Annotated in this window: 13 protein-coding genes; 6 read left to right on the top strand and 7 right to left on the bottom strand. The window is 71.2% G+C overall.

Features of this window, described 5'->3' with window-relative positions; translation table 11 throughout:
- Positions 1–660 carry an amino acid ABC transporter permease gene (locus KXR53_RS02210; RefSeq protein WP_437372967.1) on the bottom strand — a complete coding sequence of 220 codons (660 nt, stop codon included), beginning with the start codon at positions 658–660 and terminating at the stop codon, positions 1–3.
- 125 nt (positions 661–785) lie between these two features.
- Positions 786–1,646: a transporter substrate-binding domain-containing protein gene (locus KXR53_RS02215; RefSeq protein WP_437372969.1), complete on the bottom strand. Its 861-nt coding sequence runs from the start codon at positions 1,644–1,646 to the stop codon at positions 786–788.
- A 113-nt stretch (positions 1,647–1,759) separates the two neighbouring features.
- Between KXR53_RS02215 and KXR53_RS02220 the strand changes: the two genes are divergently transcribed.
- A complete protein-coding gene (locus KXR53_RS02220) occupies positions 1,760–2,530 on the top strand; it encodes an IclR family transcriptional regulator (RefSeq protein ID WP_437372971.1) in 771 nt (256 codons plus the stop codon).
- Between the two features lie 195 nt (positions 2,531–2,725).
- Here the strand turns inward: KXR53_RS02220 and KXR53_RS02225 are convergent, their stop codons facing one another.
- Complete coding sequence (locus KXR53_RS02225; RefSeq protein WP_437372972.1) at positions 2,726–3,115, bottom strand: VOC family protein; 390 nt, start codon at positions 3,113–3,115, stop codon at positions 2,726–2,728.
- Positions 3,116–3,123: 8 nt separating this feature from the next.
- A complete protein-coding gene (locus KXR53_RS02230; RefSeq protein WP_437372973.1) occupies positions 3,124–4,974 on the bottom strand; it encodes an adenylate/guanylate cyclase domain-containing protein in 1,851 nt (616 codons plus the stop codon).
- 240 nt (positions 4,975–5,214) lie between these two features.
- On the opposite strand from KXR53_RS02230, the gene KXR53_RS02235 reads away from it, so the two are divergent.
- Positions 5,215–5,940 carry a DUF72 domain-containing protein gene (locus KXR53_RS02235; RefSeq protein WP_437372974.1) on the top strand — a complete coding sequence of 242 codons (726 nt, stop codon included), beginning with the start codon at positions 5,215–5,217 and terminating at the stop codon, positions 5,938–5,940.
- Here the strand turns inward: KXR53_RS02235 and KXR53_RS02240 are convergent.
- Both KXR53_RS02240 and KXR53_RS02245 read right to left on the bottom strand, forming a co-directional pair.
- Positions 5,921–6,595, bottom strand: coding sequence for a class GN sortase (locus KXR53_RS02240; protein WP_437372976.1), 675 nt, complete (start codon positions 6,593–6,595; stop codon positions 5,921–5,923). The two genes, KXR53_RS02235 and KXR53_RS02240, sit on opposite strands and share 20 nt — an antisense overlap.
- Positions 6,592–8,796: a marine proteobacterial sortase target protein gene (locus tag KXR53_RS02245; protein WP_437372978.1), complete on the bottom strand. Its 2,205-nt coding sequence runs from the start codon at positions 8,794–8,796 to the stop codon at positions 6,592–6,594. Before KXR53_RS02245 ends, KXR53_RS02240 begins: the two co-directional genes overlap by 4 nt.
- Positions 8,797–8,973: 177 nt before the next feature.
- Here KXR53_RS02245 and KXR53_RS02250 point away from each other — a divergent pair, with 177 nt between their 5' ends.
- The 4 genes from KXR53_RS02250 (at position 8,974) to KXR53_RS02265 (ending at position 16,536) form a co-directional block, all read left to right on the top strand.
- Positions 8,974–9,768, top strand: coding sequence for a helix-turn-helix domain-containing protein (locus tag KXR53_RS02250; protein WP_437372979.1), 795 nt, complete (start codon positions 8,974–8,976; stop codon positions 9,766–9,768).
- 101 nt (positions 9,769–9,869) lie between these two features.
- Complete coding sequence (locus tag KXR53_RS02255) at positions 9,870–13,016, top strand: UvrD-helicase domain-containing protein (protein WP_437372981.1); 3,147 nt, start codon at positions 9,870–9,872, stop codon at positions 13,014–13,016.
- 8 nt (positions 13,017–13,024) lie between these two features.
- The gene (locus KXR53_RS02260; RefSeq protein WP_437372983.1) at positions 13,025–14,380 is read left to right on the top strand and encodes a YcaO-like family protein; all 1,356 of its coding nucleotides are present in this window, start codon (positions 13,025–13,027) and stop codon (positions 14,378–14,380) included.
- Between the two features lie 110 nt (positions 14,381–14,490).
- Entirely contained in the window at positions 14,491–16,536 is a 2,046-nt protein-coding gene (locus tag KXR53_RS02265) for a BTAD domain-containing putative transcriptional regulator (RefSeq protein ID WP_437372985.1), read from the top strand.
- Here the strand turns inward: KXR53_RS02265 and KXR53_RS02270 are convergent.
- A complete protein-coding gene (locus KXR53_RS02270) occupies positions 16,498–16,893 on the bottom strand; it encodes a hypothetical protein (RefSeq protein WP_437372987.1) in 396 nt (131 codons plus the stop codon). The two genes, KXR53_RS02265 and KXR53_RS02270, sit on opposite strands and share 39 nt — an antisense overlap.
- Between the last annotated feature and the right edge of the window lie 16 nt (positions 16,894–16,909).

Consider the following 16,909-nt stretch of genomic DNA (forward strand, 5'->3'; position numbering starts at 1 on the left):
TCAAGGCAGCCGCAGCCGCGCCTCGAGCCGGCGCAGCAGGAAGGCGATCATGGTGCAGGCGCAGACATAGAGCAGGCTGGTCACCATCCAGGTTTCGATTACGCGGAAGCTCTCGGTGTTGATCTTGCGGGCGTAGAAGGTCAGCTCCGGCACCGCGATGGCGGCGGCCAGGGAGGTGTCCTTGAACAGCGAGATGAAGTTGCTGCCCAGCGCCGGCAGGATGTTCCGCAGCATCAACGGGGCCACCAGGAGGCGGCGGATCTGCATCGGCCGGAGGCCGAGCGCCGTGCCGGCCTCGTGCACGCCTTTCGGCACTGAGAGGATGCCGGCGCGGAACACCTCGACGAGGTAGGCGCCGGCATAGACCGACAGCGAGGCCACGAAGCTGTCGATCTTGTCGAGGCGGATTCCGGCCCGCGGCAGGGCGAAGAACACGAACAGCAGGATCACCAGGATCGGCAGGTTGCGGAAGAAGGTGACGTAGCCGGAGGCGAGGCCGCGCGCGACCCGGCTGCGCGAGGTGGCGGCGAAGGCGCCGACCAGGCCGATGACGCAGCCGATCAGGATCGACAGCACCGCCAGGCCGAGCCCGAGCGCCAGGCCGCTCAGCAGCAGGTCGCGGCTGGCCCAGACCACGCCGAAATTGAACTGGTAGGTCACCCCTTGTCCTCCGCCGATCCGCTCCCCAGCCCCGTCATCCCCGCGGAAGCGGGGATCTCTTCACCAAAAGAGCGGGACGAGATTCCCGCTTTCGCGGGAATGACGAGGAAGAGATCGGGGATTGCTCACCGCATCTCGGTCGGGAAGCCGATGGCCGGGGCCGCCGGGCGCTGGCCGAACCATTGCTCGAAGGAGGCGGCGTAGGTCTCGAACTCGACTCCGGTCAGCGCCTCGTGCAGCGCGGTGTCGACGAAGTTCAGCCAGTCCTGGTCGCCCTTCTTCACGGCGCAGGCATAGGTCTGCGGGTTCCAGCCATAGCCGGCGTCGAGATAGCGGTCCGGGTTCTGCTTCATGAACCAGCGCAGCGACGACATGTCGGTGGCGGCGGCGTCGGCGCGGCCGGAGTTCAGCGCCTCGTACATCAGGTCGGTGCTCTCGTACTGGTCGACCGTGGCCTCGGGCAGCGCCGCGTGCACCATGGCCTCGGCATAGACGTTCTGCAGCACCGAGACGGTGACGCCGCTGCCGGCCGCCTTCAGCTCGTCATGGCTCTTGTAGCGGCCGTCCTTCAGCAGCAGCAGGCCGACGCCCTCGCGGTAATAGGGGATGGTGAAGTTCACCTGCTGCGCCCGGGCGGCGGTGACGGTGATGAACTGGCAGGTGATGTCGACCTTGTCGGTGGTCAGGTTCGGGATTCGGGCGTCGGAGGACTGGACCACGAACTCGACCTTGCTCGGGTCATTGAACAGCCCCTTGGCGATGATCCGGGCGATGTCGATGTCGAAGCCGGCCAGGTCGCCCTGCTCGGTCTTGAAGTGCCAGGGCGGGTTGGTGCTGCCGGTGCCGACGATCAGCTTGCCGCGGCTCAGCACCTCCTGAAGCTTGTCCGCGGCCAGAGCGCCGCCGGCGGTTCCCAGCAGCAAGGCGGCGGCGCAGACACTCGTCAGAACGGGGGCGGACAGCAGGGTCCGGGCGATGGGTTGCATCTCAGCCTCCTGTTTGTTGTCCGGTATATCAGACAATCATCTTGTATGTTGGACAACTGGTACGATAAGCTCGTCTCCGGGCGAGCGCAACCGAGCGCGGTGACGGGGAAAGCATGGCGAAGGAGACCGGGCGGGAGCGGGGCATCGACCGCGCGGTGGCGATCCTGGAGCATCTGCAGGCGCGCCGGGCGCCGATGCGGATGGGCGAGCTGGCCAAGGCGATCGGCGCGCCGCGCTCGACCCTCTACGAGATCGTCGGCCGGCTGACCGCGGCGCGGATCCTGGAGCCGGCGGGGGAGGGCGGTGCGGTGTTCTTCGGCCGCGCCGTCCACTACTACGCCCAGAGCTATGTCGCCGGGGTCGACCTGTTGAGCCGGGCCCGGCGCGAAGTGCTGGGGCTGGCGACCGAGACCGGCGAGACGGCGCAGTTCTGCATGCTGGACGGCGCCAAATACGTGGTGATGCTGAACGAGCCCGGGCGGCGCACCTTCCGCATCACCTCCGAGGTCGGGATCCGGCTGCCGATCCCCTGGACCGCCTCCGGCCGTCTGCTGGTGGCGCATATGAGCGCGGCCGAGATCGCGGAGTTCATCCCGGCCGAGGATTTCACGTTGCCGTCAGGGGCACGGATCGAGCCGGCGGATTTCGTCGCCGAGACCGAGGCGGCGCGGGCACGCGGCTATGCCGTGACCAAGGAGCTGGTCGACCGCTTCACCTGCTGCCTGGCGGCGCCGGTGGTGGACCATGACGCGCGGGCGGTGGCGACCCTGTGTCTGGTCACCCCGCTCGACACGCCGGAGGAGCGGCAGCGCGACCTGCTCGACACCCTGATCGCCGCCGCCCGCCGCCTGTCCCTGGCCCCGCCGGGGGCGGTGGGGCTGTAAGGCGGGATTCGAGCGATTGAGGGCCGCTATCGATCTCGACGGACTGCTGACGACCGATCCCTCGACCCGGCTCCGCAGGCGTCATCGCGAGCGTAGCGAAGCGATCCAGCGGCACCCCGCCTGGATTGCTTCGTCGGCTTCGCCTCCTCGCAATGACGGTGGGAGGTCCGTGAGTATTCCTCTTGTACCTTCCTGTTACTCAGGCCGATGGCACACCGCCTCGATCCGGTTGCCGTCGGGGTCGAGGAGGAAGGCGGCGTAGTAGCTGGGGTGGTAGTCCGGCCGCAGGCCCGGGGCGCCGTTGTCGCGGCCGCCATGGGCCAGGCCGGCGCGCCAGAAGGCGTCTACCGCCGCCCGACTCTCCGCCTTGAAGCACCAGTGGCGGCGCGGCGCGTCTTCCGGCCGGGGCCCGAGCCGGATCGACAGGTAGCTGCGCTCCGGATGCGCGGCGTCGCAGCGCTCGCCATAGCCGATCCAGGTCCGGTCCGTGCCGACCTTGGCCACGCCGAGCGCCGCCAGCACCGCGTCGTAGAAGCGCTCGGCTGCGGCGAGGTCGGAGACGGTGATCGAGACGTGGTCGAGCATCATGGGCCTCAGGAGCGACCGGCCGGGGTCTCCAGCCGGAAGATCTCGATCGCGGTCCGGCGTCCCGGAACAGCCTGGGCGCCGAGGCCGCGCAGGCCGGAGCGGTCGCCGGCCAGCAGGTCGACGGTCTCGCCGCTGACCAGCACCACGATCTCATCCGCTGGCGCCACGGCCTTGCCCAGCTGCTCCAGCCGGTTGCCGAGATTCACCGCGTCGCCGACGATGGTGTAGCCCGACCGGCCGCTCATGCCGATATTGCCGGCCACCACCGGGCCGCTGTGCAGGCCTATGCGCAGGCGCAGCGGGGCCAGGCCGCGGCTGCGCCGGGCGGCATTGTCCGCCGCCACCGCGGCGGCGATGGCGCGGGCGGCGCGCAGGGCCCGGTCGGCATGGTCCGGCTGGTCGTCCGGCGCGCCCCAGAAGGCCATGACGCAGTCGCCGATGAACTTGTCGATGGTGCCGCCCTCGGCCTCGACGCAACGGCCCAGCAGGTCGAAATGGGCGTTCAGCATGGCCGCGACCTCGGCCGCCGGCATCCGCTCCGCCGTCGCGGTGAAGTCGACGATGTCGGTGAACATCACCGTCACCATCCGCTCCGCCGACGGCACCGCGCCGCCGCTGCGCAGCAGGCGCCGCACCAGCGCCTTCGGCACATAGGTCTCGAGCCAGCGCAGCCCGGTCAGCATGGTGTTGTAGGCGCGGGCCTGGTCGTCCAGCTCCGAGAACAGGCTGCCGGGCAGGGGGCGCAGGGCGGAGAAATCGAGCGAGCCGACGGCGCGCACCTGCCGTGCCATGGCGCCGACCGGGCGGGCGATGGCGCGGCTGACCGCGATCGCGACGAGGATGGCGATCAACAGCACCGCGAGCCCGGCCAGCCCGGCGCGCAGCAGGTCCGAGCCGGGCTTGTCGAGGACGTCGACCGGGACCTCGACGCCGACGATCAGCGGTGCCGGGGCATAGCCGGTGACGGTGCGGGTCAGGATGACGCGGCCGTCATCGCCGAGGCGCACCACGCGGGCCTCCAGATCGGCCTCGCCGACCGTCTCGGGCCGGCCCTCGGTCCACAGCGCCGCCAGGAACGGGTCGCCGACCTCGCCCAGCAGGGGCAGGGGATGCTCGCGCGACAGGGCCGGCCGCTCCGTCGCCATGTTGGGATGGGCCAGCACCCGGTCGCGGCCATAGAGGATGAAGGGCGTGGTGCCGGGGTTGGCCTGCGTCCGCAGGTGGTCCGACAGGGCGTCGACCGTGATCGTGGCGCTGAGCACCCCGACGAAGCGGCTGTCGGCATGGACCGGCCGGCGCAGATTGGCGACCGAGGTGCGCATCGGCTCCGCCGGCACGAAATAGATCGGGCCCCAGGCAGCGTCGTCGCGGCCGCGCGCCTCCTCGATCTCACGCCGCTCATTGTCGGTGTGGATCGCGTCGGTGAAGGCGAAGACGCCGTGCGGGCCCTGGGTGACGCCGCGGATCGCGCCGTCCGGGGTGGTCAGGGACAGGACCCGGACCTGCGGCGTCCCGGCCAGGGCGCCGGTCATCAGCCGGTCCAGCCCCGCGCCGTCCGCTGGGTCGGCGCGCCCGGCCGCGATCTCCCGCGACAGGAAGGCGAGCTGATCCTCGACCGGGGTGAAGCGGTCGGTGATCCGCGCCTGGACCGAATCGAGCCCGAGTTGCGCCGCCTTGGCCAGCAGGTCGCGCGTGGTGCCGGCGGTCATGAACCAGAACACGGCCAGCACGTCGATCGCGGTCAGCGCCACCAGCCCGGCCATCACCGCGGCCAGCGTGCCGGACAGCGGGATGGTGCGGCGCCGGGCGGGCGCGGCGCGCCGATCCGTCGTGATCTCCAGCTGCTCCGTCGCCAAACCGGCCCTCCTCGCTGGCCGCACCTTACACCAGTCCTCATTGAGGTCGACTCTCCGGCCCCTTCCTCGTCATGGCGAGCGAAGCGTGGCCATCCAGTCATGCAGCCAGAACGAACCCAACCATGCTGGATGGCCACGCCCCTTCGGGGCTCGCCATGACGGTGAGGGACATGTGTCATCGGTTATGAAGGCTGATTGCATCACGTCGACGGAAATCCCCGCCGGGGTGTTGTCTGCAGGATGACCGACGTCCCGACCTATATCGGCACCGCCGGCTGGAGCGTGCCGTCGCGCCATGCCGACCGGTTCCCGGCCGAAGGCTCGCAACTCGAGCGCTATGCGCAGCGGCTGAACGCGGCCGAGATCAACACCTCCTTCTACCGCCCGCATCGCCGCGAGACTTATGAGCGATGGGCCGCCTGGGTGCCGGCGGGTTTCCGCTTCGCGGTGAAGCTGCCGCGGAGCGTCACCCATGAGCGACGCCTGAAGGATTGCGGCGACCTGATCGACCGGTTTGCGTCGGAGGTAGAAGGGCTCGGGCCGAAGCTCGGGGTGCTGCTGGTGCAACTGCCGCCGAGCTTGGCCTTCGAGGCGGAGGCGGCGGAGGCGTTCTTCGCCGACCTGCGCCGCCGGATCGATGCGCCGGTGGCCTGCGAGCCGCGCCACGCGAGTTGGTTCGGGCGAGAGGTGGAGGACCTGCTGGCGGCGCTGCGGGTGGCCCGCGTCGCCGCCGATCCGGCCCGCGCGCCGGGGGCAGGGGAGCCGGGCGGCTGGGGAGGGCTGGTCTATTACCGGCTGCACGGCTCGCCGCGGATCTACTATTCCCACTATGACGACGCCGTGCTGGCCGGGATGCGGCGGCTGCTGGAGGAGCACCGGGCGGCGGGCGTCCTGGCCTGGTGCATCTTCGACAACACCGCCGCCTTCGCCGCCCTTGGCAATGCTCTTACCGTCGCGGGCCTGTAGCCGCATCGGCGACCAGCGCGCCCGCCGGGCCGGTCTGCGCCGGGCGGATCTCCTCCGCTTCGACCAGGTAGCGGTAGGGGCCGCGGGTGGTGGCGTCGAAGGGCCAGCAGGTGGCCAGCACCAGGTTGCGGCCGGGCGCCCGCGGGTCGATGCCGGAGACGTCCCAGGCGGCGACCCGCGTGCCGGTCACGCGGAAGCTCACGCGACGTCCGTCGCGGCGGGTGACGGCGATCTCGTCGCCCAGCTTGACGTCGCGCAGGACCCGGAAATGGGTGTCGCGGTGGGCGGCGTAGACGGCGGTGCCGGGATCGCCGGCCTCCGGCGTGTCCTGGACATGGCCGGGGCCGAAGGCCAGCGCCTGGCCGCTGCTGCCGGCCAGCACGATGGCGCTTTCGCCGAGCCGCGGCAGCTCGATCCGCGCCACCGGCCAGGTGTCGGCCCAGGGCCAGGGCTTCACCGGCCGGCCGGCCGCCAGCGTTTCGGCGAAGGCGCGGTCCAGGAGAACCTGCGCCAGCGTCGCCTTGGCGTGGATCCACAGGCCCTGGCCGGCCAGCATCAGCCCGGCCAGAACGAGGAGGAGGGCGGCGGCCATCCGCAGTCGGGGCCGGCGCCGCTGCCCCACCGGCCGGTGGGGGAGGGGGACGGTCAGGCTCATGCGGCCCTCCCCGTCCGGCGGGCCAGCGCCAGGCCGAGACCGGCGAGCAGCAGCAGAAGGCCGGCCATGATCCGCAGCTCGGCATCGGTCGCGGTCTGCGGCAGTACCACGTCGTCGACCGGCGCCGGCTTGTCCGCGGCCGCCGGGCCCTCGCCGCGGGCGGCCGCGGGCAGCAGCAGCCCGGCCTCGCGGAACTCGGGCTTGGGCCTGGCGCCGAAGACCTTGTCGAAATCCCAGCCGGCGGGGAGGTTGAGCGGGATGTCGGTGCGGGTCAGCGTCGCCCCCTCCACCCGGCGCGGTGTCTTGTCGACCGCGACCAGGCTGGTCAGCCGCGTCACCAGATGGTGCTGCAGCGCCAGCGATAGGATGCGCTGGTCGGCCTGCTCCGGCGTGATCCGGCCCAGCGTCTGCGCCACCTCGGCATCGGCGATCCGGCGCCGGGCCCACAGCTTGGAAAGGCCCCGGCCTTCGGCTGCCTGCGCCACCGGCAGGGTGACGATCCAGGGCCGGTCGCCGATCATGCCCTTGATCTCGATCGTGCCGGACAGCGAGGCCAGCTTCGCCGCCAGCACCACCGGCTCGCCGCGATACAGGTCGGGCAGGGTCTCCGGCGTCGCATCCGCCCCGCCGGCCGAGAAGCCGGCCGAGAGGCTGGTGACGACCGGGCTCTCCAGCTTCTCGAACAGGCTGCGCATCCGCTCCTCCACCTGCTCGGGTGCGCCGATCTGGGTGAAGCTGCCGCGGCCCAGCTCCGCGGCGCGGCTCATCAGATAGGTGTTGGGGGCGGAGCCGATGCCGACCATGAACACCCGCGACCGGCCGCGCATGCCGGCGATGGTGTCGAACAGCTGCTGCTCGTTGCCGATGGCGCCGTCGGTCAGGAACACCACCTGGCGCAGGCGGGCGCGGCCATCGTCACCGCGGTCGGTGAGGGCCGCCCGCATCGCCGGCACCATCTCGGTGCCGCCCGATGCCTCCAGCGCGGAGACGAAGGCCTTCGCCTCGCCGAGATGCTCGGCATCGGCCGGCACCACGTCCGGGAACAGCACGTCCAGCGTGTCGTCGAAGCGCACCACGTTGAAGCGGTCAGCCGGGGACAGGCGGCCGAGGGCATAGAGCAGGCTGGCCTTGGCCTGGTCCATCGAGGCGCCGCCCATCGAGCCGGAATTGTCGATCACGAAGACCACGTCGCGCGACCGCCTGTCCTCCGTCTGCGGCAAGGCCGGCGGGGTGACGAAGGCCAGCACGTAGTCCTCGCCGCCGACCGTCTCCCGGAACAGCCCGACCGAAGGCGCGGCGCCGGCCGCCGGGGTCCAGCTCAGCTCGAAGTCGCGGTTGGCCGGGACCGGGCCCTTCATCGTGATCGCACGGCTGTCCGGCCCCTGCGTCTCGATGTCGACGGCATGGTTGGCGCTGACCACCTCGCCGATCGGGAAGCCGGCCTGCAGCCGCACCGTCAGCGTCACCGGGTTGACCGGGGCATCCTCGCGCGGATCCAGCACCGGCGGGGAGATGCGGTCGCGGTCCGGCACGGGGTCGGCGGTCCGGCCCCAGCCGGTCTGTCCCGGCGCGAAATCGACCGTCTGGGCCACCGGCGCCGGGCTGTAGCGCGGCGCCACCACCAGCGGCACGCGCAGCGAGAAGCGGTCGCCGGACTGGCGCACGCTCTCCTGGTATTCGATCTGGATCAGCACGGTCTCGCCCGGGCCGACATTGGCCACCGAGGTGGTGAACAGGTTCGGCCGCTCCTGCTCCACCAGCCCCGCCGTCTGCCCGGCCTGCTTCGCCGCCTCGTAGGTGCGGCGCGCCTCCTCGCGTGGGGCGATGTCGCCGGTGATGATGCGGTCGCCGACCACCATTTTGAGGGTGTCGACTGCGCCGTCCTCCGGCAGCGGATAGACATAGACGGCCTCGACCCACCGGTCGGTCGGGTTCTGGAAGACCTGAGTGACACGGGCGCGCGCCGTCGGGCCGCTGACCGAGAGGTCGACATCGGTGCCGAGCCGCGGCGCCTCGACATAGCGACCCTTCTCATTGGCGCGGAACAGCAGCGCGCCGGACTGCATCTCGCCGGGCGTCACCAGCGCGGGGCCGGCCTCGGCCCGGGCCGTGCGGCCGGCGACGGCCAGCGTCAGCACCGCCAGCACCGCCAGCAGCAGAGAGAGCAGAAGCAGCGGCGCCCCGCGTATCATGCGTGTCATCGAACCCTCCGTAGACCTCGGGCCGGCGTCCGTCCGGCCTTGTTTTTTGTTCGTCCGGCGGGCTCTGTCCGGCCACGGTGATGATCCGGCTTGTTCGGCAGGCGGCGGCCGCGATAGGTCTTGCTGCGCACCGGCCTGTGCGGATCGGTGCGGATCTGTGCGCAGGAGGGCGCTTTGGTGGGGGGCACGCACCCAGCCGAGCACGAGCTGTCGGAGGAGCAGAGCCACGCCGTCGCCGGGCTGGTGCGGGAGGAGCTGGCGCGCCGCCGCATCTCCCGCCAGTTCCTGGCCGACCAGGCGAAGATCAGCCTGTCGACACTGGAAAAGGCGCTGTCCGGGCGCCGGCCCTTCACCCTGGCCACCCTGATCCGGCTGGAGGAGGCGCTGGGCGTCAGGCTCCGCCATCCGGAGCCGCGATCGGCAACACCGACCGCAGCCGCGCCGGCCCCGCCGGCCGGGGTGGCGCCAGCAGAGCTCGGCTCCTATGCCCGGCCGGCCGTGTCCTGGATCGAGGGCGTCTATCTGACGCTGCGGCCGTCCTTCGGCGATCGCCGCGCGGTCTACGCCTACCGCACCGAGATCCATTGGGACGAGGCGGGCTCGTGCCTGGCCTTTCGGGAATCCGAGCGGGTCGACGCCGCCTTCACCCAGAATGGCGCGGTGTCGGTGCCGCACCAATCCGGCCACATCTACCTGGTGACCAACACCCACGGGCAATACCGGATCGCGATCCTCGGCCGGCCGACCATCACCGGCGAGATGCGCGGCATCCTGACCACGCTTCAGGCCGGGCCCGGTTCGCAGCTGACGCCGGTGGCGGCGCCGATCGTGCTGGTGCCGATGGCGGCGGCGGGCACGGCGGAGTTCGGCCGCATCTCGGTCGATCACCCCTGCCACGCCCGCTACCGCGACATCCTGCGGCGGACGGTGGAGGAGCCCTTCGCCCGGTTCCTGCCGGCGGCCGTCGACTAACGTCGCAGCGTTTGCCCCTCCAGCCCAGCGTCTTATCATTCTCGGATCGGCGCCCGAGTCCCGCCGGGGCGATCCGCGGGCGCGCAGGACACGGGACCGCCATGCGCTTTCACGCCGATCTGCACGTCCATTCCAAGCATTCGCGGGCGACCAGCCGGGACCTGGACCTGGAGCACCTGGCGCATTGGGCGGCGCGCAAGGGCATCGGCGTGGTCGGCACCGGCGACTGCGTGCACCCGGTCTGGCTGGCCGAGCTGAAGGACAAGCTGGTGCCGGACACGCCGGGTCTGTTCCGGCTGCGGCCGGACCTCGAGGCCGCGGTGATGGCGACGCTGCCGGCGCCGTGCCGGACGCCGGTGCGCTTCATGCTGTCGACCGAGATCTCGACCATCTACAAGAAGGGCGACCGCACCCGGAAGATCCACCACCTGATCTACGGGCCGGATTTCGACACGATCGACCGGCTGCAGGCCAGCCTGGCGCAGATCGGCAACATCGCCTCGGACGGGCGACCGATCCTCGGCCTCGATTCCCGCGACCTCCTGGAGATCACGCTGGCCTCGGGCCCGGGCGCCTATCTGGTGCCGGCCCATATCTGGACGCCCTGGTTCGCGGCGCTGGGCTCGCAGTCGGGCTTCGATTCCATCGCCGAATGCTACGGCGACCTCTCCGACCACATCTTCGCGGTCGAGACCGGCCTGTCCTCCGACCCGGCGATGAACTGGCGCATATCCTTCCTCGACCGCTACCGCCTGATCTCGAACTCCGACGCGCACTCGCCGGGCAAGCTGGGGCGCGAGGCGACGGCCTTCGACTGCGACCCGGACTATTTCGCCATCCGCCGGGCCCTGGAGACCGGCGAGGGCTATGTCGGCACGGTCGAGTTCTTCCCGGAGGAGGGCAAGTACCACGCCGACGGCCACCGCAAATGCGGCGTCCGGCTGGCTCCGCGCGAGACGCTGGCGCTGGACGGCCGCTGCCCGGTCTGCGGCCAGCCGGTCACCGTCGGCGTGCTGCACCGGGTGGAGACACTGGCCGACCGCAGCGAGGCCGAGGCGGTGCCGCCGCCGACGGCCGGCGAGATCGCCAGCCTGGTGCCGCTGCCCGAGATCCTGTCCGAACTGCTGTCGAGTGGGCCGGCCAGCAAGGCGGTGGAGCGCAGCTACGACCGCCTGGTCGGCACGCTGGGGTCGGAGCTCGGCATCCTCGGCGAGGTGCCGGTCGAGGACATCGCCCGCGCCGAATCCGAGCTGCTGGCCGAGGCGGTGACGCGGCTACGGCAGGGGCAGGTGATCCGCGACGCCGGCTATGACGGCGAATACGGCTTGATCCGCCTGTTCGAGCCGCAGGAGCTGAAGAGCCGCACCGCCGGCGGCCTGCTGTTCGACCTGCCGCAACGGCGGGCGGAGGCGAAGGCGGCTTCTCCAGAACCGTCATTGCGAGCGCAGCGAAGCAATCCAGAGGCCACAGGCACCGACTCCTGGATTGCTTCGTCGGCTTCGCCTCTTCGCAATGACGAGGTGAAGCCGGATCCCGGCCTCCTCGACCGGCTCGATCCCGACCAGCGGGCGGCGGCGGAGACGGTGGCGGGGCCGCTGCTGATCGTCGCTGGGCCGGGCTCGGGCAAGACCCGGACGCTGACCCACCGCATCGCCCATCTGGTCGCAGGCGGCGCGGCGCCCGAATCCTGCCTCGCCATCACCTTCACCCGCCGGGCGGCGGCGGAGATGCGCGAGCGGCTGGAGACCCTGCTGCCCGGGGCCGCGGCGCGGATGCCGATCCACACCTTCCATTCGCTCGGCCTCGCCATCCTGCGCGAGCACGGCGATGCCGCCGGGCTGCACCGCGACTTCCGGGTGGCGGGGGAGGCGGAGCGCGCGGCCCTGCTGCAGGAGGTGCTGGAGGTGTCACGCACCAAGGCGGAGCGGCTGCTGCGCGCCATCTCCCGCGCCAAGCGCACCGGCGTGACGGCCGATCCCGATCTTGCCGAGGCTCTGACCCGCACCGACGAGGCGCTGGCGCTGCGCAACTGGATCGATTTCGACGATCTGGTCGGCAAGACCATCGCGGCGCTGGAGGGTGATCCCGGCCTCGTCGCGCTCTACCGCGACCGGTTCCGCCACGTCTCGGTCGACGAGTTCCAGGATGTCGACGACAGCCAGGTGCGCCTCTTGTCGCTGCTGGTGCCGTCCGGCGGCAATCTCTGCGTCATCGGCGATCCGGACCAGGCGATCTACGGCTTCCGCGGCGCCGACGCCTCCTGCTTCGACCGGTTCCACCGCGACCATCCCGGCGCCGCCGTGATCCGGCTGCGCCGCAACTACCGCTCGACCGGCACCATCGTCACCGCCGCCTCGCGCTTCATCGGCGCGGATGGGAGGGAAGAGCCGGCGGCGGAGATCGTGCGGGCGATGCAGGACCGCATCTCCGCCCATGCCGCCGCCAGCGACAAAGCCGAGGCCGAGTTCGTGGTGGCGGAGATCGAGGCGCTGCTGGGCGGCCACAGCTTCTTCTCGATCGACAGCGGCCGGTCGAACGGCACGGCGCGGGATCAGATCTCCTTCGCCGATATCGCCGTGCTGTACCGCACCGAGAGCCAGGCCGAGGCGGTGGCAGACGCGCTGGGCCGCGCCGGCATGCCGGTCAAGACCAGCTCGCTGGCGCCGCTGGCCGACGACCCGACGGTGCGGGCGCTGATGGCGGCCCTGGAGGAGGAGGCGGAGGAGGGGCCGCTGGCGCAGCAGCTGCAGCGCGCGGCGGAGCGGCTGCGTCGCGACGGCGCCGACCCGGCCGCGGCGACGGCGGCGCTGCAGCGCCTGTCCCTGATCGCGTCCCGGCAGGATGGAGAGGACCGCGCCGGCTTCCTGGCCGCGGTGGCGCTGGCCACCGAGACGGATTTCTGGGACCCGCGCGCCGACCGGGTCTCGCTGCTGACCTTGCACGCCGCCAAGGGGCTGGAGTTCCCGGTGGTCTTCATCCTCGGCCTCGAGGACGGGGTGCTGCCGCTGCGCTTCGGCGAGGCCGACCCGGCGGCGCTGGCGGAGGAGCGGCGGCTGTTCTATGTCGGCATGACCCGGGCGATGGACCGGCTGTTCCTGTGCCGGGCGCGCGAGCGGCGCTGGCGCGGCGGCACGGTCCGGCTCGAGCCGTCGCCCTTCCTCGGCGAGATCGAGGCCGAGCTGCTGGCCCATCGCCGCCCGGACCCGGCGCCGAGGCGGCCGGCCGAGCGGCAGCTGAGCCTGTTCTAGGCGCCGTCGTGCAGGACACCGACAAGCATGCGCGGCTGTTCTCGGCGGCCGCCGACATTTTATCGGGACGGCGGCCGCCAGAGGCGGAGATGGCAGCGCCGGCGCGGCAGCTGCTCCTGGGCCTCGGCTTCGCATCGGAGGCCGGAGAGGCGCTGGAGCCTCATCGCGAGACCGTCCCGAATGCGGTCGCGCTGCTGGACGCGGCGGCGCATCTGTCCGCGCTGTTCCGGCTGCCGGCGCCGGATGCGCCCGGGCTGGTCTTCGTCGGCGGCGAAGCCGACCCGCGGCGCCTCGGCCTCATTGCAGGGGAGGATACCATCGCCAGCCTCGCCGGCGCCGCGCTCGACCATGGCCGTGCCTTCGCCGCCTGCGTCGGCGAGGGGGTGGAGTATCTGTCGCAGTTCATCCGGCCGGGGGATCACCTGACGCCGGGCAAGGCGCTGGACGCGGGCGGGCTGCCCGAGGCGGAAGCGCAACAGGTCTTCGCCGCATGGCTCGGCCTGCCCGACGCTGCGGCGTTGCGGCAGCGGTCCTGGACGCCGGGACGTCGACTCGACGGCGGGGAGGCCGTCTGGCTGCCGGCGGAGCTGGTGTTCCGCGGGCTGGCCGGGACGGCGCGCATCGCCCTCGGCACCGGCTGCTCCGCAGGCGTGAGCCACGCGCGCGCCACGACCGCGGCGCTGCTCGAGGTGATCGAACGCGACGCGGTGGCGCTGTGGTGGCGCGGCGGGCAGCCGGGGCGGCGGCTCGACACCGGGATGCTGCGGTGTCTCGGCGCGCTCGATCTCATCTCCACGTTGCGGGGGACAGCGGCGGGCCGCGAGACGATGCTGCTCGACATCTCCACCGATCTCGGCGTGCCCTGCGTCGCAGCGCTGTCCTTCACCACCGCAGGCGATGGTTTCGCCGCCGGATTCGCCGCCGGCGTCGATCTTCGGCGCGCCGCGCGGTCGGCCCTGATCGAACTGTGCCAGATGGAGTTGGGCCTTCATCTCGTCGTGGCCAAGCGCCGTCATCGCGGCGAAGGTGCTCTGAACGATGCCGATCAGCGCCAGCTCGACCGTGCCTCGGGCGTCCGGCTGAACGAGCTGCCGATCCTGGAGACTGCGCCGGACCGGGAGCTGCCGCCGTTCACGGGCAGCGACCAAGAGATGCTCGACACCCTGGTCGGCCGGCTGGCGCAGGCCGGCCATCGCGCCTATGCGGCCGACCTCGGCCGCGCCGAATTCGGCATCGCCGTCGCCCGGGCGCTGGTGCCGTCTCTGCAGCCGTTTCCCGCCGGTCCGGTATCGCCACGCCTGTATCGCGCCATGGAAAAGAACTGGCGCAATCCGCCCTGGGAACGTGGTATCGATCTTTTCTGAATGTTTCTGGATTGAGCCATTTTCGGACAGGAAGCCGCGCCGGGCGCGGGTCGTGTGGGCGGGTGATGGAAATACAGCCGATCGGGCCGGTGACCGGAGCCAGGGTAAGCTTGACGACGTTGGGGCAGGTGTCGTTGCGGGCCGACGGCACGCCGATCCCGATCGCGAACCGCAAGTCGCAGGCGCTGCTGGCCTATCTGGCGACGACGCTGAACGGCCGGGAAAGCCGGGAGCGGGTCGCCGGCCTGCTGTGGAGCGAATACGAGGAGGAGAAGGCCCGGGCTTCGCTGCGGCAGACGATCGCCGATCTGCGCCGCGCCTTGGCCACGCATGGCCCCACCGTCTTCTCGGCCGACCGGCTGACCGTCTGCCTCGATCTCGGGCAGCTCCATGTCGACTGCCTCGCTATCCTCCGGGACCTCGAGGCCGGGGAAGTGCCGGCGATGCTGCTGGCGGAGAAGCGCCTGCCGGACAGCTTCCTGGCCGGGCTCGACGATATCGACCCGGCCTTCCGCGCCTGGCTGCTGGTGCAGCGCCAGATCCTGCAGGAGCGCATCCTGCGCGAGCTGGAGGACCGGCTGCCGGGGTCAGCCGATCCGCGCCTGGCCAAGCGGATCGGCACCGCCATCGTCAATCTCGACCCGACCCACGAGGTCGGCTGCCGGGCGGTGATCGAGGCCTCGGCCCGGCTGGGCGACCTCGGCGGGGCGCTGCGCGCCTATCGCGACCTGTGGGACCTGCTGGACCAGGAGTTCGGCATGGAACCCTCGCCGGAGACCCAGGAGCTGATCCTCAAGGTCAAGGCGGGCGAGTTCGGCGATCCGAAGGCCGCCCAGGCCGCCGCGGCGCCGGTGCCGGCGCCTCAGCCCGCCGTGCCCGCCTCCCTGCCGGCCCTGGCCGGTCGGGGCCAGGCCATCGTGGTCACCGAGTTCGACATCGCCGACATCGCGCCGGAGCAGCGCGGCATGATCCGCGCCTTCCGGCACGAGCTGATCGCCTCGCTGGTCCGGTTCCGCGACTGGAGCATCATCGACGGCAGCGAGGCGGTGGCCCAGGCCCAGATGCCGAACGCCTATCGCATCGACGGCACCGCCCTGCCGGACGAATCCGGCACCCGCTTCATCCTGACGCTCAAGGATTCCTTCGGCGGCCGCTTCGTCTGGAGCGAGCGCTTCACCATCGTCGAGCATGGCTGGCGGCCGGCGCAGCAGCGCATCATCCGCCGCATCGCCGGGGCGCTCGACATCAACCTGTCGACCGAGCGGCTGACCCAGATCTCCGGCAGCCCGGAGCTGTCGCTGGCCCACCACGACCGCTGGCTGCGGGGCCATTCCCTGAGCTTCCAGTGGCGGCCGGACGACGAGGCGCGGGCCGAATCGATCTTCCGGTCGCTGATCGAGGAGGCGCCGAGCTTCGCCCCGGCTTATGCCAGCCTGGTCCAGATCCTCAATTCCCGGCATCTGGTCTTCCCCGGCATCGCCCGGACCATGGAGCGGCACCAGGAAGCCCTCAAATTCGCCAAGATGGCGGTCCAGCTCGATCCGCTCGACACGCGCGCCCACCTCTCCCTCGGCTGGGCCAATGCGATGAGCGGCAATTACGACAAGGCGCCGGTCAGCTATCAGCTCGCCTGCGACCTCAACCCGAACGATCCCTGGACGCTGGTGTCCTCCGCGCTGGGCTATGCCTATTGCGGCGACACGGCCCAGGCCGCAGCGACCGCCGAAATGGCGCTCGATCTCGGCCTTGGCATTTCCCGCCTGCATTGGGCCTATCAGGCGGGGGTCCGTTTCGTTCTCGGCGACTATGCCGGCGCGATCGCCGCGGCGGAGAATGCCGGTGACGTCCTCTACTATCTCGGCGGCTGGAAGGCGGCCGCCCACGGCCTTGTCGGCGACACGGATGCCGCCCAGGCCGAAGGCGCGCGCTTTGTCGAGACCGTGCAGGCCGCCTGGTTCGGGGACCCCGACCCGGACGAAACCGATGTCGCCAGATGGCTGCTGCACTGTTTTCCGATTGCCGATCGCAAGGTGTGGGAAGCACTGCGGGATGGGCTGGCGATCGCCGGGCTCATCGAGCGCGACTCCGCGATCGCCCCGTTCCCGCAGTCTGCCCGCCTACTTGCAGCCCCGAATCGTGTAATCCGAGATGCGTGAGTAGTAGAACTCGACATTGTCGAACGGCTTCTGGCCGGTCAGCATATCGAGGTAGAAGTGCGGCGGATCATAGGAGGCCACGCCCGGATTCTCCTTGGCCTGCTTCTTCGCCCGGCGCTCGGATTCCGTCACCTGCCGGTTGGGCGGCAGGCGCAGGATGAAATGGTGGTCGTCGCCCTGGCAGATCTCCAGCGTCTCGTACCGCTCCGGAATGTCGACCAATCCCTTGAGCTGCGCGCGGAACTCGGCCATGTCCTTCGGCCGGGTCTCGGGCTTCTGCGCCCACATCACCACCTTCCGCCCCGCCGCCTCGTAATCGAGGATCTTCATCGGCTTCAGCTCGTCTTTCCCGCTCATGACCTTCCCCTCTCTT

The sequence above is a fragment of the Inquilinus limosus genome (genome assembly GCF_051487185.1).
Lineage (GTDB): Bacteria > Pseudomonadota > Alphaproteobacteria > DSM-16000 > Inquilinaceae > Inquilinus > Inquilinus limosus_F.

Bases quoted from the DNA above. Each gene is read 5' to 3' on its own strand.
- KXR53_RS02215 (WP_437372969.1), bottom strand. From the start codon at position 1,646: ATGCAACCCATCGCCCGGACCCTGCTGTCCGCCCCCGTTCTGACGAGT.
- KXR53_RS02220 (WP_437372971.1), top strand. From the start codon at position 1,760: ATGGCGAAGGAGACCGGGCGGGAGCGGGGCATCGACCGCGCGGTGGCG.
- KXR53_RS02225 (WP_437372972.1), bottom strand. From the start codon at position 3,115: ATGCTCGACCACGTCTCGATCACCGTCTCCGACCTCGCCGCAGCCGAG.
- KXR53_RS02235 (WP_437372974.1), top strand. From the start codon at position 5,215: ATGACCGACGTCCCGACCTATATCGGCACCGCCGGCTGGAGCGTGCCG.
- KXR53_RS02240 (WP_437372976.1), bottom strand. From the start codon at position 6,595: ATGAGCCTGACCGTCCCCCTCCCCCACCGGCCGGTGGGGCAGCGGCGC.
- KXR53_RS02245 (WP_437372978.1), bottom strand. From the start codon at position 8,796: ATGACACGCATGATACGCGGGGCGCCGCTGCTTCTGCTCTCTCTGCTG.
- KXR53_RS02255 (WP_437372981.1), top strand. From the start codon at position 9,870: ATGCGCTTTCACGCCGATCTGCACGTCCATTCCAAGCATTCGCGGGCG.
- KXR53_RS02270 (WP_437372987.1), bottom strand. From the start codon at position 16,893: ATGAGCGGGAAAGACGAGCTGAAGCCGATGAAGATCCTCGATTACGAG.